Annotated in this window: 17 protein-coding genes; 6 read left to right on the forward strand and 11 right to left on the reverse strand. The window is 33.6% G+C overall.

The window, feature by feature from the left end:
* Positions 1–2 precede the first annotated feature (2 nt).
* The 3 genes from IHE43_RS15210 to IHE43_RS15220 all read right to left on the reverse strand — a co-directional run bounded on the left by IHE43_RS15210 (position 3) and on the right by IHE43_RS15220 (position 3,401).
* The gene (locus IHE43_RS15210; protein WP_192184680.1) at positions 3–1,256 is read right to left on the reverse strand and encodes a TolC family protein; all 1,254 of its coding nucleotides are present in this window, start codon (positions 1,254–1,256) and stop codon (positions 3–5) included.
* Between the two features lie 101 nt (positions 1,257–1,357).
* Positions 1,358–2,725: a HAMP domain-containing sensor histidine kinase gene (locus tag IHE43_RS15215; RefSeq protein WP_192184681.1), complete on the reverse strand. Its 1,368-nt coding sequence runs from the start codon at positions 2,723–2,725 to the stop codon at positions 1,358–1,360.
* Positions 2,715–3,401: a response regulator transcription factor gene (locus tag IHE43_RS15220; protein WP_192184682.1), complete on the reverse strand. Its 687-nt coding sequence runs from the start codon at positions 3,399–3,401 to the stop codon at positions 2,715–2,717. The genes IHE43_RS15215 and IHE43_RS15220 overlap by 11 nt, the downstream gene beginning before the upstream one ends.
* A 254-nt stretch (positions 3,402–3,655) precedes the next feature.
* Here IHE43_RS15220 and IHE43_RS15225 point away from each other — a divergent pair, with 254 nt between their 5' ends.
* Together IHE43_RS15225 and IHE43_RS15230 are read left to right on the forward strand one after the other, a co-directional pair.
* The gene (locus IHE43_RS15225) at positions 3,656–5,626 is read left to right on the forward strand and encodes a KUP/HAK/KT family potassium transporter (RefSeq protein ID WP_192184683.1); all 1,971 of its coding nucleotides are present in this window, start codon (positions 3,656–3,658) and stop codon (positions 5,624–5,626) included.
* Positions 5,627–5,813: 187 nt separating this feature from the next.
* Positions 5,814–5,969 (forward strand): hypothetical protein, encoded by a 156-nt coding sequence (locus IHE43_RS15230; protein ID WP_192184684.1) that lies wholly within the window; start codon positions 5,814–5,816, stop codon positions 5,967–5,969.
* A 383-nt stretch (positions 5,970–6,352) separates the two neighbouring features.
* On the opposite strand, the gene IHE43_RS15235 is transcribed toward IHE43_RS15230, so the two are convergent.
* The 7 genes from IHE43_RS15235 to IHE43_RS15265 all read right to left on the reverse strand — a co-directional run bounded on the left by IHE43_RS15235 (position 6,353) and on the right by IHE43_RS15265 (position 15,869).
* Complete coding sequence (locus IHE43_RS15235; protein WP_192184685.1) at positions 6,353–6,856, reverse strand: GNAT family N-acetyltransferase; 504 nt, start codon at positions 6,854–6,856, stop codon at positions 6,353–6,355.
* Between the two features lie 98 nt (positions 6,857–6,954).
* Positions 6,955–7,797: a DoxX family membrane protein gene (locus tag IHE43_RS15240; RefSeq protein ID WP_192184686.1), complete on the reverse strand. Its 843-nt coding sequence runs from the start codon at positions 7,795–7,797 to the stop codon at positions 6,955–6,957.
* Between the two features lie 90 nt (positions 7,798–7,887).
* A complete protein-coding gene (locus tag IHE43_RS15245) occupies positions 7,888–8,265 on the reverse strand; it encodes a nuclear transport factor 2 family protein (protein ID WP_192184687.1) in 378 nt (125 codons plus the stop codon).
* A gap of 22 nt (positions 8,266–8,287) precedes the next feature.
* A complete protein-coding gene (locus tag IHE43_RS15250; protein WP_192184688.1) occupies positions 8,288–10,687 on the reverse strand; it encodes a serine hydrolase in 2,400 nt (799 codons plus the stop codon).
* 102 nt (positions 10,688–10,789) lie between these two features.
* Entirely contained in the window at positions 10,790–11,815 is a 1,026-nt protein-coding gene (locus tag IHE43_RS15255) for an AraC family transcriptional regulator (RefSeq protein ID WP_192184689.1), read from the reverse strand.
* A 710-nt stretch (positions 11,816–12,525) separates the two neighbouring features.
* Positions 12,526–14,013 (reverse strand): hypothetical protein, encoded by a 1,488-nt coding sequence (locus tag IHE43_RS15260; protein ID WP_192184690.1) that lies wholly within the window; start codon positions 14,011–14,013, stop codon positions 12,526–12,528.
* A complete protein-coding gene (locus IHE43_RS15265) occupies positions 14,013–15,869 on the reverse strand; it encodes a hypothetical protein (RefSeq protein WP_192184691.1) in 1,857 nt (618 codons plus the stop codon). The genes IHE43_RS15260 and IHE43_RS15265 overlap by 1 nt, the downstream gene beginning before the upstream one ends.
* A gap of 622 nt (positions 15,870–16,491) precedes the next feature.
* Between IHE43_RS15265 and IHE43_RS15270 the strand changes: the two genes are divergently transcribed.
* Together IHE43_RS15270 and IHE43_RS15275 are read left to right on the forward strand one after the other, a co-directional pair.
* A complete protein-coding gene (locus IHE43_RS15270; protein WP_192184692.1) occupies positions 16,492–18,201 on the forward strand; it encodes an FAD-dependent oxidoreductase in 1,710 nt (569 codons plus the stop codon).
* Between the two features lies 1 nt (position 18,202).
* Positions 18,203–19,963, forward strand: a complete 1,761-nt coding sequence (locus IHE43_RS15275) for an alpha-keto acid decarboxylase family protein (protein ID WP_192184693.1) — start codon at positions 18,203–18,205, stop codon at positions 19,961–19,963.
* 345 nt (positions 19,964–20,308) lie between these two features.
* Here IHE43_RS15275 and IHE43_RS15280 read toward each other — a convergent pair whose 3' ends face one another.
* Positions 20,309–20,632 (reverse strand): helix-turn-helix domain-containing protein, encoded by a 324-nt coding sequence (locus IHE43_RS15280; protein WP_192184694.1) that lies wholly within the window; start codon positions 20,630–20,632, stop codon positions 20,309–20,311.
* A gap of 245 nt (positions 20,633–20,877) precedes the next feature.
* Between IHE43_RS15280 and IHE43_RS15285 the strand changes: the two genes are divergently transcribed.
* Together IHE43_RS15285 and IHE43_RS15290 are read left to right on the forward strand one after the other, a co-directional pair.
* Positions 20,878–21,582, forward strand: coding sequence for a hypothetical protein (locus IHE43_RS15285; protein WP_192184695.1), 705 nt, complete (start codon positions 20,878–20,880; stop codon positions 21,580–21,582).
* Positions 21,572–22,132 (forward strand): hypothetical protein, encoded by a 561-nt coding sequence (locus tag IHE43_RS15290; protein WP_192184696.1) that lies wholly within the window; start codon positions 21,572–21,574, stop codon positions 22,130–22,132. Before IHE43_RS15285 ends, IHE43_RS15290 begins: the two co-directional genes overlap by 11 nt.
* Positions 22,133–22,270: the final 138 nt, after the last annotated feature.

Below are 22,270 nucleotides of genomic sequence, written 5' to 3' on the forward strand. Positions count from 1 at the left end.
AATTATTGTGCTATTTGATTAATTAAACCTGAGGTATAAAGCAATTTGATATAATCTGTTTTGTATTGCTGCATGGTCTCATAGTATTGTTGTTGAATGTCAAGCCAACTGCGCTGCGCTTCTAAAAAATCAATAATGGTTGTTCCGCCCCGCAAATAAGAATATTTTACGCTTTTTAAAATGTTTTCAGATTGGGATAATAAACTATTGAAATTTTCAACATTCTTTTTTTGAGTCTGAAAAGCATTAAATGCATTAATAATTTCCGCTTTAACCTGAAGATTTGTAGTTTGCAAACTTTGCTGGGCTTGCTGCTTTATATAATTGGATTTTTTAATTTCTCCCTGATTCCTTGAAAAAAACGGAAGCTCTATTGTTCCGTATATACCAACGTAGGGAATTTTGTTTTGCGGATTATAAATAACTCCCAATTCAGGCTGCGGATAAGCTAAAGACTTTTGAAGTTTAATATTTGTATTGGCAACATCTATAATTGATTTGGTTGCTAAAACATCACTTCGTTTCATTAAGGCTTCCTGCAAAAAATCTTCTAAATTAGAGGGTACGACAAATGAAAATTCATCTTTAGAATCAATGTTTATTTCTTCCTGAGTTCCCAAGAGATATTTAAGATTTAACAATTCATTTTTAAAATTTTGCTCCGATGTTTTAATTTGTACCGCATATTGATTGGCCAATAAAGAAGTTCGGTTAAAATCTGTTTGAGAAATGACCTGATTTTTTAAACGCACTTTATTTATAATCACTAAACTATCCAGATTACTGCTGGCTTTTTTGACTATTTCTAATTGCTTTTGCACTGCCCAGACATCAACCCATTTTAAACCTACATCCTGAAAAAGATTACGTTCTGTTTCAGTATAGTTTTTTTGTGTTACTACTGAATTTTGACTGGCAAACTCAATTTTGTTTTTACGTGTTGCAGGAAGTTGAAAAACTTTACCTAACTGAAAGTACGTTTGTGTGTTCGAACTATTAAAAAACGCTGTATTTGGGGCATAATTTTGCTGTCCCACAGTGCCTATATAATTAAAGCCAAAAGTTGGATTAGGTCTTAATTTTGCGGTTACAATATCACTTTGGGCAATATCAACAGCATAATATTGACCTTTGAGAATAGGATTATTTTTTCTTGCCGTTTGCAAGGATTTTTGAAGATTATAATTGTTTTGTGAAATTCCTTTAGCTGAAAACAAAATCAACAAAACAAATAAAAAAAAGGGATGTTTTTGCATGGCTTTATTCTATATTTATTGCATTGCAAAAATAGAACAAGCTTATTGGCTAAGCCATTAGAGATGTTTTAGAAAAAAATTAGAATTTCATTAGAAGAATATCAAACATGAGGTATCGTAACTGAAAAAGTGGATCCGAAATCTTTTTTTGATGAAACTGAAATAGCTCCTTTGTGAAGTAAGATAATTTTCTTTGTCAATGAGAGTCCAATACCATTACCATCAGCGTAGACTTTATTTGTTCCTCTATAGAATGGTGTAAAAATATGCTCTAAATCATCGGTTAAAATACCAATTCCGTTATCAGAAAAACTTAAAGCAATTTTATTTTCAACAAATGATATTGATACCTGACTTTGATGGTTCTGCGAAAATTTGCAGCCATTTTCCAGTAAATTGACAAAAGCTACCTTTAAGAGATATTCATTTCCATTTACTAAAATTTGATTGTCATTTTCAAAATCATTTTCAAAATGAATTGTTACCTTATAATCAGCGTTTGATTTTTGTACTTGTTGCCTTGCATCTAACAATACCTCATCTATTCGTACTGATTTAAAAGCTATTTCTAAAGGATCATAACTGGCTTTGGCAAAATCGAGTAAACTATTGGAAAGTTTGGCTAGTTTTTTAGCGTCATCCAAAGCATTTTCAATAGCCTTCTTATATTCTTCTACACTACGTTCTTTATTTGTTGATAATTCTAATTCTGTAATAATGGCAGAAAGTGGTGTCCGTAATTCATGTGAAATATTTGAAACAAAATGCTTCTGGGCATCAAATGAGTTTTCTAAACGGTTCAGCATTTCGTTAAAAGTATTAGCCATCTCTGAGAGTTCGTCTTTACTTTCGTTAGAACTTATTCGTAAATCAAGATTAGTAGCCGAAATTTTTTTTGCTTTATTGGTCATTTCAACAATAGGTTCAAATGCCTTTTTCGAGAAAAAACGGCCAGCAAAATACAAAAACAGAATAGATATTATAAAAACAACAATACTGCTTTGAAGCAAATTCTGTAGTTTTTTATAACCATATTCATCGTAAGCTGCTGCTGTAATAACATAATTTTTTCCTTGAAAATTATATTTCAGACCAATCACCTGCCAGTCTTTCTGATAAAATTGCAATTCTTTTTTTTGAATAATTTCACCAATCATCGTTTTGGTTTCTTTCACTACATCTATATCAACGGCATCATGATAAAGTAGTCGAAATGACGTGTCGTAAATAGCAACTTCAACCTCATTCAAAGTAGCTCTGTTATTTTTATAAATATTTTGCAGTGTTTTAGAATTAACTTTTGCATTAAGAAACAAATTGGCCTTGGTAATTGCTTCTTTTTTTAAGGAAGCATAAAACTCCTTTTCTCTGTTTTCTTTTGCCGAAAGATAAATAACAGAGGCAAATATCAATAAGATAGAGGCCGTAATAAAGGTAAACAATAGCGTGAGGCGATTTCTAATCTTCATCTGTTTTCAAAATAAATCCCATTCCGGATTTGGTATGGATGAGTTTTTTATCAAAATTCTTATCAATTTTTTTTCGTAAATAATTGATATATACATCTATGAAATTTGTTCCGGTATCAAAATTTGTATCCCAAACTTTTTCTGAAATTTCTGTTCGGGACAAAACACGTTCCGTATTTTGAAGCATATATTCTAAAAGCTTAAATTCTTTTGGAGTTAAGCTTATCTCAATATTATTTCTTTTTACATCTTTTGTTTGCAGGTTCATTTCAAGATCAGCATACTTTAGAATAAATCCAATAGTATGATTTGTGTTGTTACTGCGTTTTAATAAAGCTTTGATACGCACCAAAAGTTCTCTCATTTCAAAAGGCTTTGTAAGGTAATCATCTGCACCGGCATCAAACCCTTCCACTTTATCATCAGTTGTGCCAAGAGCTGTTAGCATAATAATAGGCAAATCAGGTTTATTCCTGCGAATTTCTTTGCTTAGATCCAGTCCGTCAAGTTTTGGTAAAATAATATCTGTGATTAGTAAATCATAGTCATTATTGAGTGCCAGTTTCTTGCCTGAAATACCATCATAAGCCAATGTTACTATAAATCCGTGCTCTTCAAGCCCTCGCTGGATCAGTTCGGCTACTCTTTGGTCGTCTTCTACTATTAAAATTTTCATCAGTACAAAGTTATGATTTTTAATTTCGCATCGAACAATCTTATTAATTTCTCGCATCAGTTGCGAGTTTTATTATCCATACCATCATTCTGTTTAATACTTTATTAAGTATGTCCTTGTTGGAAATTTAAATACCTTTATTAATAAATTCAAGTATATAAATAATTAATTTAATAACTAATCCTTAAATTATTTATTTAAAATTCAACATGCTTTTTTTTGAAAACTCTTATATTTGAATTAAACAATCATCAATGCACAATACTGCCGCTTTTCACCAAAGAATTACTCTCGCAGGTTCACTTATTGCTATAGGAATAGTGTTTGGAGATATTGGAACTTCTCCTCTATATACCCTGAATGCCGTTTTCCATAACCGTATCATTACCGAAGCTATAGCTCTTGGGAGTTTAAGCTGTATCTTTTGGACACTTTTTTTTCAGACGACCTTAAAATATGTCATTATAACATTGCAGGCAGATAATAATGGAGAAGGTGGTATTTTATCTCTATACGCCCTAATAAGAAGATACTGGGGAAAATGGCTTATTTTTCCTGCTATGGCCGGAGGCGCATTCTTAATGGCAGATGGCATTATTACTCCCCCTATATCAGTTGCATCGGCAATTGAGGGAGTACAAAATGTAATTCCTGCCTTTAATACTGTTCCGGTTATTATTGGAATTTTAATTGGGCTCTTTATGTTCCAACAATTTGGTACAGATAAAATTGGTAAAATTTTTGGGCCGGCCATGGTGATTTGGTTTGGTTTTATTGCAGTGATAGGAACCATTTCGTTAAGTGGTAATTTTAGCGTACTAAAAGCGCTAAATCCTTATTACGCTTATCAAATGCTGGTTATTGAACCAAAAGGCTTCTGGCTTTTGGGAAGTATTTTTTTATGTACAACCGGAGCAGAAGCGCTTTACAGCGATATGGGACATTGCGGCAGAAACAATATACGGATCAGCTGGATTTTTATTAAAATAGCACTTATTTTATGTTATGCCGGGCAAACCGCATGGCTTATGGATCATATAGGAGAAACCATTGGCACTATAAGTCCGTTTTATCATATAGTTCCAAAACAAATATTCTGGCCTTCGCTGATTATTGCTACGGCCGCTACAATTATTGCCTCACAGGCTTTGATCAGCGGTTGTTTCACTTTGATAAATGAAGCGATACGGCTGGGGCTATGGCCAAGGCATCAAGTATTGTTTCCCGGAAACATTAAAGGACAGCTTTATATTCCTGCCATAAACTGGCTATTAATGTCGGGCTGCATTTTTATGGTACTGCATTTTAAGCAAAGTACTAAAATGGAAGCGGCATTTGGGTTAAGCGTAACGCTTACCATGATTATGAGCACCGTTTTAATATATTATTACCTACGAGCTAAAAGAGTCCATATACTATGGGTATTACTCATTACTTCATTGTTTCTATGTATCGAATTTAGTTTTCTTATTGCCAATCTCCAAAAAATTAGTGAAGGGGGATGGATTACATTAGTTATTGGATTTACGCTTTTCTTAATTATGTACATTTGGTGGAAAGGCCAGAAAACGAAATCTGCACTTGTGGAGTTCACAGATATTGCAAGTTATCTTCCTGCAATCCAAAAATTAAGCGCAGATAAAAGTATTCCAAAATATGCAAGCAATCTTGTCTTTTTGACCTACTCTAAAAGTCTGCATAAATTCGAGAAAAACTTAATGAACTCAATATTTAATTACGGAACTCCAAAACGTGCCGATAATTATTGGTTTATTCATGTGAATGTTCTGGATGAACCTTATGGAGTAAATTATGAAATTGATACAGTTGTAAAAGACGATATATACTTTATAACCTTTGATTTAGGATTTCGCGAAGAACCACGACTGGATTTATTCTTTAGGGAAGTTGTAAAAGAAATGATTAAGAACAAAGAAGTTAATCTTCCACAAAGCAATGAGTTCGAATACAAACAATCTTCTATAGGAGATTTTAAGTTTGTAATAAGAGACAGCTTTTTGTCTTATGATAACAATATGCCATTTTGGAAAAATTTTGTAATGAAAAGCTATTATAACTTAAAATATTTAGCCGTAAAAGAAGAAATTAATTTTGGCTTGGACCAAAGTAATCTTGTAATAGAAAAATATCCATTAGTGGTTACTCCCTATAAAGGATCTCAATTAAAAAGAAAATCTTCTGCCAAACATTCAACAAATGTCTGAGGATTATATTGAAATTTAACTTTAGCCCTTAACCCATTCGTTTTGAGAAATATAGTATCATTTTGATAGTATTTAATTAGTGGAAGGAATTTCAACAACGAACAAAACCACTGATAATGAACATATTAAAAACAAAAATAAATTAAAGGCATTATGTTTGTTATCATCCTGGAAAATCTAAATCATTATGAGTCCACTAGAAAAAAAAGGCTTTCAGGATAATAAAAAAGATATCAAGAATTTAATCTGGAAAGGAAAGAAGTTAACATCTGCCCATTTGCTAATTACAGTTTATATTATTATAGTATTTTTTGCAGCTATTTTGAAAATCACTAGCCATTAGTATAGAAATTATGAAACTTTGTTTTCATATGTATGATTGTTTAATTTTCTCTGTGATTAAATTGTGAAAAATGCTCTAACTGAAGAATTTCAGTTGCGGCTAAAAATTAATTAAAACTCCGAAACGCTCGAATTATAAAGAAAGGCTTGTGCAATTGCTATAAAGAGAATTATTTCAGGAATAAAATTAGAATAAAAGAAGTTCAAGAAAATGATTTTTATCAATTTAATTTGTGATATAAAACATATATATATTGCAAAAAATTCTACTATTGACCATCTTGTATCAAAATCAACTGACCTACGAAATTCGGTTTAAAATGAACAACAAAAGCTGTGAAACAGCAAAAAAAATCCTAATTTAGGCTAAATTATAAGTAAGACTTATCGAAGGTTATTTACAAACAGATATTCAATTTCATCATTTTCAAGATCTGCTGTTTTAATAAAACTCACACGTTCAAGAAGCTTTATTGCTTCTTCGTTTTGTTTGGATGTAATCGCTATTATTTTGGTTAGCCCAATATTTGTAAGTCCAAATTCGGTAACAAGTTTCATTGCAATAGTCATAAAACCTTGCCCTTGAAATTCTGGTTTTAAAACGCAACCAAGTTCTCCAATTCCTTCGTCAAACCCACGATAATATCCTAATGTTCCCATGATTTTATTTGTCAGTTTGTTGGCAATTCCCCAATGAATTGAATTACCATTTTGATAGTCCAGGTTAATTCTTTCTTGCATTTCTAATGCGTCATTAAATGTCAAAGCTGGGCGTGAATCATAGAAAGATATTTCAACAAGGTCATTGATATCATTAGTTTCTACTTGTCTTAAAATAATAGTATCTGAATTAATTTCTGGAAATTTATCGTATGGAGGTAGTTTCATCTTTTTTATCAGTTGTTGGTTATTAAATTTTGACAAACTTAATTATTAATTCAAGTTTAGTGATTGATTTTTCATGAAACAAAGTTTTCTTTTTTCATTCAGAGGTTAATACTATATTTGTTCTGTCCGTTTTCTAGCCACATTACAAGTAGAACAAAGGCTAAATTATTAAATCCGTACATACTGATGGAACCCGAAGTTTCAAAAGGATCGTCCAATAAATGTCCAAATACAATACTTACCATAAAAAAAGACAACAAATAGGCAGTCAACTTTGTTTTTAGGCCAAGTGTTAGCAAAGCCCCACAGATGCACAAAATCCAAGGATTAGAAAGTCCCATAAACCACAATAAAGACGTTGGAATAAATGTTGTATCATACGATTTTACATATACATTTTCAGCAAAGCTCATTAAAGTTGCTTTTCCTGTCAGTAACTCTAATCCTTGTGCAAAAAATAGTACCCCAATGAAAATTCGTGCAATGAAAAATACTATTTCGTCTTTTGTCTTTGAACTCAATTCATTCTCATTTTTTAAAAATTTGTCTATCGAAAAGTCTTTTTTTGTCGATAAAGCGTATAAAAGAACAATCGCAAAACCAATAAATGGAACAGAATGATGAAATGAATTATAAAATGGTCCGCTGAATGCCTGATTTGCAGGTTTAGCAAATAATAACGTAATATGATTTATTAATAAAAATGCAATTGAAGCAATTGTTGCCCAAATTGTTTTGTATCCTAATATTAGGAAAAAAGAGACTATAAAAAGTCCAACTGCAATACAATTTCCTAAAACGAAATTATTTGTAATCCATGAGGTTATTTTTGATGGTTCTTCTACATAAAATTTCCACAATTTCAAGTGTGCAACAGAAGCAAATAAAAAATTCAATCCTAATACCAATCGTAATGTCAAACTTATAACATGTCTATTCATTTTGTTTATTTTGTTTTTATTTTTTGTCTGTTTGATTTAAAACTTTCCAAGAGAAACTTTTGTGAATAATTTTCCATTGGTCTTCATATTTTAATAATAAAAAATAGTCGTATAATTACGCTGTTTTTCTGGCATGAGAATCTCCACTTTTGCAATAGCCGCATCATTTTCAATATCAATAAATAGGATGCGTCCAATACGGTTTGATTTTTTACCATCTTTGAAGTTGCCAATATATTCTTGTCCTTTCCAAATTCTCAGACTATCTTTTGCAACAGAATAAAGGTTGAAATCGGGATGAAAGGCTTTTTGTAGCCTTTCAGGTTCTGCATTTTTAGTCCCTTCAATGTAGTGCATCAAAGTTTCTTCAATCTGTCCTTTTTCAGATTTCTTATTTGCTGTTTGTGCAAAGACAGTACTTTGGAAAATTATCGTTAATAGTATCAATACAATTTTAGAAAATTTCATAGCTAAATTGTTAAAATTATTTTTAGATTTTTTCGAAAAGTAAATTCTTAATCCTATCAGAATTTATATAAAATCCTGTGATTTTTTGTTGTTTATCACGAACAAACCGAATACCACCCAAATTTCTGGCACTACTCAGAAACAAATCTGACTGAATTAGAGTGAAATTGATGATGGGTTGACTCTTATTACTTGTGATTAAGCCTTTTTCGCTTTGAGCCAATGTATAGCTTGCTCCCAAAATTTTACAATAATAGGTACCTGAAAACTCATTTAAATCTGTTGTAGAATATGTTTTTGGGGTGAAGTATTCATAGACATATTGGTCACTTTCACCAGAAGTATAAATCATTTTAAAATGATCACCTTCCTTACGAAATTCGACCATAATTACATCGTCTCCATCAACCACCATTTGAAATTTTTTATCTGTAATAGGTACTAACAAACTTTCAGTTGCACTGCCCAATACTTGATAGCGTAAAGTGTCATTTTTCACAAAAACCCTGCGCCCTGACATTCTTTCATCATCCCAATAAAAGCCATTGTATACTCCTAATTGTTGGGGTGTCATTTTTATGCTTTTAAGCTTACTAAAGTCAATACTTGCCGGTTTTGGAAAAACATTTCCAAGTACTTCAAGAGCCATGTTCATAGCAAGACTACCGTTATATCTGTTGTTATTTCCAAGCACAAACGAAGTAACATTTTGATTGGGGAATATGAAAATATTGCTTGCATAACCGCCTTCTAAACCATACGTCCAGATTTTTGGAACGCCACGTTTTGCATGTACGTACTGTTGCCCATACAAAAGTCTTCCTGAGGTTGGATTAAAAGTAGTTTTACCATCATTTAAAGTAACCGGGGAAGCCAGTTTTTCTATCAATTTTTCACTTCCTACTTTGGGTTTCTCAAAATTGAGATACCAACGGCTCAAATCTGCCGCCGAAGTATAAAGATTAGTAGTTCCGAAAATAGAATAATTGATGAGATTGTTCTTGAATCCGTTTTTAGATACTTGATACGAAACAGCTACATTGGGTATTATCATTTCATTATCATCGCAAAACAAGGTATTGGTCATGCCTAAAGGTTGAAAAATAACTTGCTGAGAAAATCCAGCAAGTGTTTGACCTGTAACTTGTTTAACTACTTCAGCTAATAAAATAAGCCCTGATGAAGTCTGCGAAAATTTTGTTCCTGGCTCATAATCCAATTCTTTTTGTCGGAAAATTAAATCCAAAGCGTCTTTTTGTGTAAAAACATCTTTTTCCTGCCAGCCTGCAATTTCTTTTAGAGCCAAAAAGTCGTGCAAACCACTGGATTGACTCAGTAAATGTTTTATGGTAATTTTAGAACCAAAATCAGGAAGTTGTGGAATATATTTGCGCACATCATCAGACAAAGACAATTTCCCTTGTTCTTCCAGCAATAAAATAGTAAAGGCCGTAAATTGCTTTGCCATAGCCCCTATTTGAAATTTGGTATCTGTATTGATGGGAATGTCGTGGGTTATATCTGCACGCCCAAAACCTTTTACATAGATAATTTGCCCCTCTTTTAGAAGACCTGCTGCTACGCCCGGTTTAGCCTTAGAATTATCCCACTCAGAGAATACTTTATCCAAATTTCTAATGGATTCTTGTTGTATAACAGGTTTGTTTTTTTCTATAAGTGTGATTATTTCGGAAGCCATTTTTGAGGCAGCGCTAGGGTCTTGCCCCGTTACAAACCGGCCATCTACCACATAAAAACCCTCTCCTAATTTATCAGAATGCACAAAGTTGCCTTCATTCTTTTTAATAGCCTCGTCAATGGAAAAAGGAAATGTTTTGTAATATTCCTCTTGTTTGTCTTCAAATTTATCCGCAAAACCAGTTATTTTTTTGTCTTTGTAGAGTGATTTACCTGCCTCGTCTTTCAAATACGCCAAGCCTGCCGTACCGTGGCAAATAGCCGAAATCACCCCATTTTTTAGAAAAATCTGTCTTGCAAGGTTTTGAATAATAACGTTTTCTGCTACGCCATACATAGCTGCGCCGCCGCCGCCATAAAAAATCGCACTATAATTTTCAGGAACAACCTCGGTAGGCTTCATCGTAGTTTTGAGTTTATTCATTAAAAAATTATTGTATAGGAATTTTTTATGAATACTATCCGAAGCATTGATATAGCCGATTGGAATAGCTCCGCCTTTTGGGCTTACAAAATCTACTGTAAATCCTGCTTTCGAAAATACGTTGTAGGGCACAACAATCTCCCCAAAGTGGTTAGCAGTTTTAATCTGTGAAGTTCCATAGTAGTCCTGATTAGAAACTACAAATAGGATTTTGTTTTGCGAAAAAACAAAGGTAGAGAATAAGCAAAAACAAGTGCTTATTAAAAGCGGTAACCTGAACGTTGATATTACTTTGTACATATTTGCGTTTTTTAATTTTTAAAATACATGCAAATATGTGACGAAGAAATAGCTTAGAGGTTTTGGTTTATAATATAGGAGTTCGATGTTATAAAAACGAACTCATTTTATGGGCATTTTTTGGTATTCGGTTGGGGTTTTTCCTGTGATTTTTTTAAATGTGGTAAAAAAAGTTGATTTTGAATTAAAACCACTTTCATATCCAATACCTTCGACAGTAAAGTTGTTTTCAGTTTCCAATAACTTTTTTGCTTTTTCAATCCTATACTCATTTATGAGATTGGTGAAGGATTTACCGAGTATCACATTCAGATATTGAGATAATAGATGTTTTGTTACATTCAGTTCTTTTGCGGCTTCGTCAAGTGTGAAATTAGGTTTTAAGTATAACTCTTTCTTAACAATAATAGAAAGATTATGACCAATTAGATCCAATGTATCCATGTCAATTTCTTTGTCTTTGTATTTCTCTTTTTCCTGAAAAAAAGTAGATTCTTTGCTGCTTCTGAAAAGCAAAAGCAAAGCCATTAAGTACAGAATAAATGTGAATGATAAAGCTCCAACAATATAAGAGGTATACGCTGCGATATAATATGCCAACCAAATAAGGAATGTTCCTAAATAAATACTAAGATGCCAAACATCTATTTTTTTTAGACTTTCTTTAGTTTTTATTTTTTTTAGTATTGGTAGGATATATTTAAAAGATAAAACAATATAAATGAACCATTGCCAATAAATAGCTTTTACAATCCATTTACTCCAAACAACACGATGATCAACATAAGGATACAAAATACCCCCTATACTTATAATTGTTATGTAAGGTAAAATATGAATAAGCCAATTTGATTTTTTATTATCTAAATTTGATTTTAGAAATAAATAAAGAAATGGACCAATAAGTATGCAGGCTGAAAGTCCAATCTGAATAAAAATATTTGATAGATGAGGATTAAAATAGAAAAATACAGATTTTATAACCCGAATACTTAATACTAAAAACAGAAATGATAAGAAATAATTTGAAAATTTTTTCTTTTTAGCATTGTAGGCAAAATAACCTGAAAGTAGTAAACCATTAAAAGCTCCTAAAGCGCTGAAAAAAAATATAAATTGGTTGGACATATTGTTTATGTGTCAATATTATGATTTGTGTCTTAAAAATATCCGTTAACGGTTTACGGCTTGGCGATCATGGGACTAAATTAAGCGCATTATTTGGATTTGCCAAATCTCCCAAATACAAAAACAGTTTTTAAATAATACCAAAACCCCAATCTTGCCAAGCATCTGTTCACTAAAAAATCAAATATTTATATGCAGGTTCCAAGCTTAAGATTCGAATCCTGCTCTCTCATAGCAAAAAATTAAATATTAGACACAAATTTACATCAATCCCAACAGGACATCCAAACCAAATTTCTAGTGTCATTGAAAGACAGCCTCTACTTGTAGTAAGCCAATCTCTTCAAATCTTCCATAAAATTTATAGAAATTTGTCCCGTCGAGGTCATTCTACGGGACAAAAGATAAAAATTATCTTTTGTCCCGTTTTTTTTACAATTTAACTCATTATTAATCAAGTAGATATTAAAAAAAGATCAAAGTTAGAGGGCAAAGAAACGATAGAGAACAAATCAATTTTTTATTCTACCCCCGTTGAGCCCTCAGTAAAATCAAGGAGAAAAAAATAAAAAAATGTAAAAAAAATAAAAGCCTCCCGATTGGGAGGCCAATTTGATGATGCTATTTTAAATAACCTGATTAATCATTTTTTGTTATTTATTTGACAAAAACACATCTAGATAAGAAAGCTGCAAAACTCAAAAACACCATTAGTTCTTTTGCTTTAAATAAGTTTTAATTTGTTTCATATCCATAGTATTCTTAGCACTCGCTTTGTTAATTTGTGTCTTCGCATTCGAAAAAATAAAACTATACCCAGTTGCAAATTTGCTGTTATTTACACTCGCAAATTTATGGCAAGACATACAATAATCTTCTTGCGCATAGGTCTCTAAAGTAACATTAGCGATATTTGTAGGAGTGATCCCTCCTTCATCAAGTGGTATTTTTCCTTGATGATTTGCTTGATCTGTAACAGCACTTTGTGGCCATTGCACATTTACCAATTGATAATATTGCCACACCGAATTCGGATTACTTTGTCTTATCAGGTTTTGCACATAGGCATTAAGCGCTTTAATATCCTGATTTAAGGCGTTTGACGCTATTCGCGTTACTTGAACTGGATTCTTTAAATTACCAATAACTACATCAGGGGATTGATTAGGAACAGCTGTACTCGCTTTGTTAAAAAAACTATATGTCTTTTTAGGATCTACCTCTCCTTCTGTTGGCGCATTGTCAACATGTTCAAAAGTCATCCAAACAAATTGGTGTGCCAAATCCGTTTTTCTAATAATATGTAAGCCTACAAGTGCTAAATATTGCATTGAATATTCCCCTAAAATAAGATTCTTATTTTTATCAAATCCCAAAACCTCTGGCACCATTGCCTTAGATATTTTATAATATGGCTTTACAGAATCAAGATCCTTAGCACTCACCACTTTCCATGCAGCCTTTAGTTCCATAGCACCCTGATTACCGTATACACTTGGCCCACCCGGCAACCATAGGCCATTATTGGCGGCAGCATAAGATACTTGATTTATTGGGTCATAAAGTTTATTATTGGCAATAAAATTATACTCATCTAAATTTATTTTCACTTCATACCAAACTAAATTCCCTTTTTGATCGGTAAGCCAAGCACCTTTGGCCTGAAAAAGCTCTTCTACTGATCCGCCAGCGGCCTTAAGGATTTTCTTGTTCACTCTTTCCTGTATGTGTCCTACTTTATTTAATAATGTCATTTTTTTTACAAAGCTGTTTCTTTTGAGATTATTATTTATCCATGGTAAAGGACCATGGTCTGTAAAAACATCATCTATGTTCAAATAACTTTCCCATACTGTTGGACTAAAATCACCTGGCACACCATAACTTGAAGCAGTCCTGGTAGAATCTGGAATTCCTCGTGTGTTTGAGGAATTCCAGTTTAAGGCTAGAAAATTAGTCCATGCAAAACAATTTAACGTAGTTTGTTGCGAAAGATTACAGACATCCGTTGGCAAGTGATAATCTACAACTGGAGGATCGCAAAATGCACCACAATTGGCCGAAGGTCCAGCAACTTTGGCTTGCTTAATACTCATTATATTCTGATCTTCTTTTTGCTTTTTAGTGCTTTTTTCGCAAGACCAGATACCAATGAGCAACAATGATACCAGCCAAAATACTAAGTTGAAATTTTTCATTACAAGATAGTTTTTAGATATTGTATTTTCTCACTGGAGAGATTAGCATTATTTGTGCTATTTTGTTTTACAGATGGCAAAGTTCCAGCAGGAACAACTTCTAATACACCACGAACAGGGAATTGAGGATCTGTAGCATTGTTACTCAACGAAAAAGGTTTTTCTCCAATACTAGTAGAAGAGTTCACAATAAGAGTAACAACAAAAAGTTCTCCTTGATCTCCCAAATCCTGAAAAGAATTTACAACTACAGATATGCCATCGCCAAAATTAAACTGAGTAGTTTGGTTCGCGCCACTGGTTAAAATAGCAATATTACTTGTTGAAGAATTTACCTCCACTTGCGTTATGCATGAAGTAAGATTAGAAAGCGAGTTTAAATTATTATACAAGCTAGCTTCCAATAATGAATAATCCAGAAGGTATTGCAAATTTGGCAGTCCAGGATTCTGATCAGCAACAGGCGGAAAAATTTGCTTTTGCTGGCCCACTTTAGGAAGAATACCTGTTCCTGCAAGTTGTACCTTGAACGTATCTGCAATTTGCGAACCCCATTGAATAGGCACTCCATTAATTTTAATATCTTTCATAGTAAAATTAGCTCCTTCAGGAATCGTAAATCTAGAATGAAGTATCATATTATTGGGATAATAATCGGTTCCTGTAGTAGCGCTAAGTCCTCTAACGATAGAGTAACAATCCTGAATGGTTTTGTTAGCATTTGCAGGCATTATAAACATAGAAAAATCGGGTACTTGTCCGTAAAGTGCTATTGGGTTTGTAAGTGATACTTGGATATTGTTTTTTTGCACTAATAAATTAACCGATTGCCCAATTCTAGGATCGCTGTTTCTGTGTATTTGTCCGTACTGTGCTGCACAAATAAGAGCATTGGCATCCGTGATTATTACTCCATTTACTTCTCTTAAGATAGTTGCTGCGGCACCCAGATAAATTTCGGCACCCAATGAATTTGGTGGACTTGTTAAGTGGATTGCTCCACCACTTGTTGGAGTGACAGACGTTCCGGAATTCCATTTATTTATAGGATTATAAGCGTAACTTCCCGTTTCACGAATAATTACAGGCTCATTATTTTCATCTAACAAATAGAGATCTTCGAGTTTAACATTCGTGTGACCGAGTATTTCTTGATAAAGAGATAAAACCAAATTGGGATTAACTCTCCACAAATGAAACCAATATTCCGGATTTTCATGAGTAAAATCAACTGTTGTAATATCTCCATTAGCATCACGAATAACAGACCATTCTGTGTATTCGTCTTGCCACCCGCGTGGTCCCATTGGCCCAAAAGGACGAGTAACCGGAGATTGTGGATTGCATCCGTTTTTAGGAACAAGCAATTCAATATTATATTTTTGGGTAAAAGCCGTTGGTCCGATATCAGCAAGTTCATGCAATTTATTTGTCGCATCGTTCCCAAATTTTTGAGTAAAAAGCGGAGTAAAATAAAAATTAACTCTATTAGGAAAAGCGGTCCATTGAATAGGAACTGTATTATCCTCAGACGGACTATATAAAGGTTCATTAATTGGATTGAAATACCATGATCTTGGATTGTCATAAAGGCTAGTCCAAGGATTTCCTATTTGAGAATTTTGAGTGCAGTAAGTAACATAATTACTCCACGCTAACAAAAACTTATTTTCGAGTTCAACAGGTTGATTTTTAAAATCTTTCTCTCCTTGAAAAGCAGGCGTATCAAATTTATTCAATAATGAGTTTGATGGACTGACCTGATCACCGATTAGACCCGAGCTATTACCAGTTACTTCTTTACTTGTAGGACTAATTGGACTACCAATTACATCCATAGTTTTTCCATTTTCCATGATTACTTATATTTTAATTGTTTTTATTTTTCAAAAATGTAAATTTTGATAAGTATAAAATAAAGGAAATAAAATGGTGTGAAATAGCGTATTAGTACCTGATTTTAAAACACATACACAAAACAAGCCTTTATTTACACAAGAAAAAAACTTGGTTTTTAATGATGGTTGTAGTCGAAATGCAAAAATTACTACCATTGACCATCTTGTATCAAAATCAGATGACCATCGAAATTCGATTTAAAATGAACAGCAAATTTCGGAACATTATCCTTAGTTAATCCATCAAAGTAAAACTGAAGGAGGAAATATTATTCCGCCAACAAATAAACTTTCTTTCTGAAATAATTATAGCAGAAAGACCATCTCCTAACCATATAATTAGGGTTTGCCACCTTTGATTGGTGTCACCTTTGGATTATAAATTTAAATTGAGTAAAACAATAAAATAAGATTTCTGTCATACAAAAAAACAGTGCTTTTGATCTGGAGAATTAAAAATCCCGTATTCTACAATATAAAAACAGGTAGAATTACGCTTAAAAATCCGGATTTTACTGAGTTTATTTGTAAATAATTTCATTCATAAAAAAAATAAACCCCATAACTAAACCACCCCATCATGGAAAACTATTTACACGGCTTACTCGACGAAGACAACGACACTATTATCCAGCAATACTTAAAGTACATTGACGACGGAATTCCGCGTACGGATAAACCAAAAGACGTATTAATCATTGGTGCCGGAATGGCCGGAATGGTAGCCGCAAGTCTGTTAAAACAGGCCGGTCATAATGTTACGATAGTCGAATCAAACACCCGTGTTGGTGGCAGGATTAAGACTTTCAGGAATTCTGAAAACAAAAAATATTTTGAAGACGACAGTGTTTATGGTGAAGCGGGTGCGATGCGCATCCCGACCATACACCAGATGGTGCTCAAATACATTGATAAACTCGGACTCAAAACTGAGCCTTTTTATTATCTGTCTGTCGATAAGGAACAGGCAATCGCACATCAGGCAGACCCAACTAAACCGGAGCCTGATACTACTCGAAATTCTCTTTTCTACGTTAACCGTAAACGTGTTGTACAGAATGAATATATCCGAAAAGATATTGATGTAAACGAACTACTGGGCTTTAATCTGGGCAAAAGTGAAAACAAGCATGCCAGCGATTTAATGGACAATATCATTAATCCGCTTAAGGCTTTTATTGCAGAAGATCCTGAGAAAAACTGGCCTTTGCTGATCGAGCGTTACGGAGAATATTCGATGCGTCGTTTCTTAAAGGAAAATTCGATGTATTCAGAGAATGCCATAGAGATGATTGGAGTCCTGCAAAATCTGGAGTCAAGAATGTCTTATGATTTTATCCAGAGTTTTATTGAGCAAAATATTATCAAGGATACTACTCGGTTTATGGAAATTGTGGGCGGAAGCGACATGCTGCCAAATGCATTCTTTAAAGCTCATAGTCTCGAAGAAAATACCTATTTTGATTGCAGGATGACCAAAATGATGCTCATTAACAACAAGGTAAAAATAGAAGTGGATATTGAAGTACAGCGTGACTTCCAGTTTTATGAAGATGCAGGATTCAAAGCATTAAAAACACCTGTTGGTGATCTGGAATTTGATGAAGTGATTGTCACTATACCCTTTTCAGCATTAAGACATGTGTATGTAACACCTCAATTCAAACAGCTTAAACGAAAAGCAATCCGGGAACTGCACTACGATTCTGCTACTAAAATATTGTTGGAATTTCGTGAGAAATGGTGGCAGGAAGCACCTTATAATATTGTTGGTGGTGGTACGATTACTGATTTTTCGAACCGTTTCACCTATTATCCAAGCAATGATTTGGGAAGTAAAGGACACGGTGTCGTGCTGGCATCTTATTGCTGGTCTGACGAAGCAAGCCGCTGGGATTCTTTGGATGACGACGACAGGTATTTTTATGCACTTAAAAATCTGGCCATTATGCACTCCGATGACGAAAAGGAACAGCAGCGCATTATTGGCCTTGCCGTAATTACCTCGAGTATCAAGGACTATAAAAAGAAAGGTGGGAAATTAATTGGTGCTGCAACACAAAGCTGGATGCGCGACCCGTATGCTTATGGTGAAGCAGCAATATTTAATCCGGGACAGTTACAATTATTGCAACGTCATATCATCTCAACTGAATGGAATGGAAAAGCACATTTTGCCGGAGAGCATACTTCCCTGAAACATGCCTGGATTGAAGGAGCTATCGAGTCCGGAATCCGCACAGCACTTGAAGTCAACGAAAATACTGGTAACCTGAATAACCCAATTTAAGATGTCACAGAAAAAAATCTCCGTTGCAAAATACCTGCAAATACGTCTGGAACAATTAGGACTTACCCATTTATTTGGAATTGCTGGTAATTATACCGCACCGTTTTTGAATACGATTCACGAAGACAAAAATGCAAAAATTAAAATCGTTAACGACACGAATGAAATAAACGCCGGACATTGTACTGATGCCTACGCACGTCAAAATGGTTTCGCTGCAGTAGCAGTAACATATGGCGTGGGAGCATTTACGTTACTCAATTCGGTTGCAGGCTCTTATGTAGAGCACTGTCCTGTGCTTGTTATTAATGGCGCTCCAACCAACAAAGACCAGCAACGAAGCCTCGTTCAGGGCATGCTGGCATCACATATGACAGGTGATATGTACAGTAACATCAATGTATACCGAAACGTTACCGTTGCGGCAGAACAAATCACAGGTTCATCAGATGCTCCTTATAAAATTGATGCAGTACTAAATGCCTGTATTTTATATGGAAGACCGGTTTATCTTGAAGTTTTTGAAGATGCATGGCGAATGGAATGCAATCCGCCAGTCACTCCATTGGCAGAAAGAGAAGCATCTAAATGTCAAACAAGTGCACGCAAGGCTGCCCAAAGAGTAGCTGCAATGGCACGCGGAAAAGAAATTATTTTCTGGGGCGGCATTGAGATCCAGCGCTATGGTATTCAAAAGGAATTCCTGGATTTGATCGAAACTACCGATACAGAATTTGTAACTTCTATACTTGGGAAATCAATTGTATCCGAAAACCATCCTAAGTTCAAAGGCGTTTTTAATGGAAAGGCATCGCCAAAAGATGTCAAGGAACAATTCGAAAAAGCCCAGCTAAAAATTGGCCTTGGCGTATGGACCACCGGCAAAAATTTGGGTGGTTTTGATGTCTGGAAAGAGGATACTGTACTTGCCAATCACAGCGGTGTAAGGATTGGTGCTTCTTATGTAGCCAATGTATCGCTAAGAGATTTTATAATATTCCTGAAAGAAGAACTTACCAAAGTTACCTTTAGTGCTTATGAAATGTATGATGCAGCGAAGCTGCCTGAATCATTTTTCCTAGCTGATAACAGAATACTAAAAAAAGGAAAACCGGCACTTACTTACGATACATTTTTCAACCGAATCAATAATTTTATAGACGAGAGGCATATAGTGGTTGCCGATGCGGGTTTTCCTTTATTGGGTGCCCAGGGCATCCGTATTGCAGAACCTAACGGATTCGTAGCGCAGGCATCATGGCTTTCGATAGGTTATTCTGTTCCTGCGGCAACCGGAATAAAATGTGCCAGACCTGATAAAAGGCCGGTGGTATTTGTTGGGGACGGTGCTTTTCAGGAAACCTGTCAGGCCATATCTACACAGAATAAACTGAAACACGACACCATTGTTTTTGTTTTGGATAATGGTATTTATGGTATTGAACAAATGCTTGTTAATCCAAATCCGTTTCGTGGTGCAGACAAGGTAGAATATAGCGTTCCCGATTTAAACAACGTTTATGATTACAACGAAATGCACCGTTGGAAATATGCGAAACTAGTTGATGTATTTGGAGGCAAAGGTTTTGAAGTCAGTAGTCTCGACGAACTCGAGGAGGTTTTGAGACAACTTGACAGCATTAAGGAAAATACCATTGTACATGTAAACATACCTAAGACATCTATTCCGGAAGCAATTGCTTATAAGACAGAGGAGCCTGGAGAGGATGAATTTCTGGATAAAAACTGGAGTTTATGTTAGGTTTAAAATGGGTTAATTTTTAAAGCATTCTGCCAGGATAAACAAAAAAGCCGTCTCAGTTCTAATTCCTGAGGCGGCTCTTTTAATGAATCTGTGTTTACTTATTTTTTACTTTATTATTTTTATATCTTTTTCCTATTTATAACAGATAACATAAAGAAAATCGATGTTGAAGTTTTCATAATATCGTATTCTAAAGTTTGAATAAGGGATATTTTATTCCGCTACAGCATCAATCTTATCGGTTTTTCTTGATTTACTCAACACCTCATGAGTGCGAAGTCAGGAGACATTCGCAAAGTTTTCCATAAAAACTCTTCGGAGAGTGGGTTGTTTTCTCAAAACTCAATTCAATGACATTTGCTTTTCTCCCCATATTCGCATTTGATTTATAAAAGGAATTAATTCAGTTCCCGTTTCAGTAAGTGAATATTCAACACGAGGCGGAACTTCAGGGTATACTTTCCTGGAAATTAATTGATCAGCTTCCAACTCTTTAAGTGTTTGTGTAAGCATTTTAGGGGTTATCCCTTCTACTACTCTTTTAAGTTCACCATATCGTAATAGATTATCTTTTAAATACCATAAAATCCTTCCTTTATATTTTCCGCCTATTCTTTGAAACGCATAATCAACAGGACAATAAGCAATTCTAATTTTATTTTCCATTTTTTTATTTTTTAAATAATTGATAATCAATATTAGTATCCTTTTAGTAACTACGATACAAAATTGTACGTACTTGCAACAAAGATATCATAATTTTATCTTTACAGGAATTACTAGTCTTGGAACACATAAAAAACAATACCAATGAAGTCAAAACTTTTTAATTCCATAACCCTAATCGCAATAATTGTTTTGGTCTCTTGTAAACCAATTTTGTTAAATGCTCAAAAAGTAAAAAAAATGATATGAATAAATCAGCCCCTCAGGATTTAGAAAATATTAAAGTACTAGAACTTCGTAATTATTTATTAAAACCAGATATGGCTGATACATTCAGACATTATTTTCACTCAAATTTTGTTTCGCCTATGAATGAATTGGGCGGACATACATTGGGAGAATTTAAAATCAATGAAGTCAACGACAGATTTGTATGGTTTCGTGGTTTTACAGATATGAAAACAAGAGTTAAATTTTTAAACGATTTTTATATTGATAGTCCAATCTGGAAAGAATATGGTAAGGGAGCAAATGAAATGATAATTAACTCTGATAATGTTTATTTATTAAAACCCTTACATAAAACAGTAACATTAAAAACTGACAAAGCAGTCACAGTAATTGATTTTTATATTTGTAATAGTACAATTAAGAAGGTAATAGAATTATTTGACACTCACTACATCCCTTTTTTAAAAACAATAAATATTGAAGATATTTCGATTTGGGTTAGTGAAATGACTGAAAATGATTTTCCGAGATTACCAGTTTTTCAAGATAAAAATTTATTGGTTACAATAACAAACTTCCAGGACATAGAGGAATACGAAGCAAAGCAAAAAGCCATTAATAATATGCCAAACGCTTTAAAAAAAGCAATGCAGGAATTAATTACAACACAAAATAATTGGGTCCTTTTAAATCAAAATAAAGAGCATTATGACAAATAATAATTACCCATTACTGGCACAAACACCTACTTTTATGGTCGATGGAACTTTAGAAATTAAGCCGTCATCTAATTCCAATTCATCTGATTATTCATTTTTAATTGGTAACCATAAAGTTCATCACAGAAAATTAAAAGAAAGATTTAATAATTGTAAAGAATGGGTTGATATAGAAGGTTCAAAAACAACAGAATTGCTGTTAACAGGTATTAGTAATATTGAAAAGCATTATATGTGTGATTCAAAACAACAACCAATTGAAGCATTTGCATTAAGATTGTTTAATCCCGTAACAAAATTGTGGAGTTTATATTGGGCAGATAGTATTTTTGGAATACTTGATCCACCATTGTTAGGCTCTTTTGAAAATAATATAGGCCTTTTTTTTGGGAAAGAAATTATTAATGGAAAAGAAATTATAGTTCAATTTCAGTATGATCGTACAGATACTGACAATCCGGTTTGGGGGCAGGCATTCTCTAATGACAATGGTAAAACTTGGGAGTGGAATTGGTTTATGTTCTTTTCAAGAATAAAAATTAAATTATAAAGAGACTTAAAGAAATACTATTAAAAATCATCTTATAAATTTACTTGAAAGTAAACCAACTTCTTTAAATCCTGGATAAAATAGTTTGAAATTTGTACCTCTGGGGTCACGAATAAAAAGCTCCAAATCAATGATTTG

It is taken from the genome of Flavobacterium sp. MDT1-60 (assembly GCF_014844035.1).
GTDB lineage: Bacteria > Bacteroidota > Bacteroidia > Flavobacteriales > Flavobacteriaceae > Flavobacterium.

What these genes read in the sequence shown, in the direction of transcription:
- IHE43_RS15210 (WP_192184680.1), bottom strand. Translation starts at nt 1,256, where the DNA reads ATGCAAAAACATCCCTTTTTTTTATTTGTTTTGTTGATTTTGTTTTCA.
- IHE43_RS15215 (WP_192184681.1), bottom strand. Translation starts at nt 2,725, where the DNA reads ATGAAGATTAGAAATCGCCTCACGCTATTGTTTACCTTTATTACGGCC.
- IHE43_RS15220 (WP_192184682.1), bottom strand. Translation starts at nt 3,401, where the DNA reads ATGAAAATTTTAATAGTAGAAGACGACCAAAGAGTAGCCGAACTGATC.
- IHE43_RS15225 (WP_192184683.1), top strand. Translation starts at nt 3,656, where the DNA reads ATGCACAATACTGCCGCTTTTCACCAAAGAATTACTCTCGCAGGTTCA.
- IHE43_RS15230 (WP_192184684.1), top strand. Translation starts at nt 5,814, where the DNA reads ATGAGTCCACTAGAAAAAAAAGGCTTTCAGGATAATAAAAAAGATATC.
- IHE43_RS15235 (WP_192184685.1), bottom strand. Translation starts at nt 6,856, where the DNA reads ATGAAACTACCTCCATACGATAAATTTCCAGAAATTAATTCAGATACT.
- IHE43_RS15240 (WP_192184686.1), bottom strand. Translation starts at nt 7,797, where the DNA reads ATGAATAGACATGTTATAAGTTTGACATTACGATTGGTATTAGGATTG.
- IHE43_RS15245 (WP_192184687.1), bottom strand. Translation starts at nt 8,265, where the DNA reads ATGAAATTTTCTAAAATTGTATTGATACTATTAACGATAATTTTCCAA.
- IHE43_RS15250 (WP_192184688.1), bottom strand. Translation starts at nt 10,687, where the DNA reads ATGTACAAAGTAATATCAACGTTCAGGTTACCGCTTTTAATAAGCACT.
- IHE43_RS15255 (WP_192184689.1), bottom strand. Translation starts at nt 11,815, where the DNA reads ATGTCCAACCAATTTATATTTTTTTTCAGCGCTTTAGGAGCTTTTAAT.
- IHE43_RS15260 (WP_192184690.1), bottom strand. Translation starts at nt 14,013, where the DNA reads ATGAAAAATTTCAACTTAGTATTTTGGCTGGTATCATTGTTGCTCATT.
- IHE43_RS15265 (WP_192184691.1), bottom strand. Translation starts at nt 15,869, where the DNA reads ATGGAAAATGGAAAAACTATGGATGTAATTGGTAGTCCAATTAGTCCT.
- IHE43_RS15270 (WP_192184692.1), top strand. Translation starts at nt 16,492, where the DNA reads ATGGAAAACTATTTACACGGCTTACTCGACGAAGACAACGACACTATT.
- IHE43_RS15275 (WP_192184693.1), top strand. Translation starts at nt 18,203, where the DNA reads ATGTCACAGAAAAAAATCTCCGTTGCAAAATACCTGCAAATACGTCTG.
- IHE43_RS15280 (WP_192184694.1), bottom strand. Translation starts at nt 20,632, where the DNA reads ATGGAAAATAAAATTAGAATTGCTTATTGTCCTGTTGATTATGCGTTT.
- IHE43_RS15285 (WP_192184695.1), top strand. Translation starts at nt 20,878, where the DNA reads ATGAATAAATCAGCCCCTCAGGATTTAGAAAATATTAAAGTACTAGAA.
- IHE43_RS15290 (WP_192184696.1), top strand. Translation starts at nt 21,572, where the DNA reads ATGACAAATAATAATTACCCATTACTGGCACAAACACCTACTTTTATG.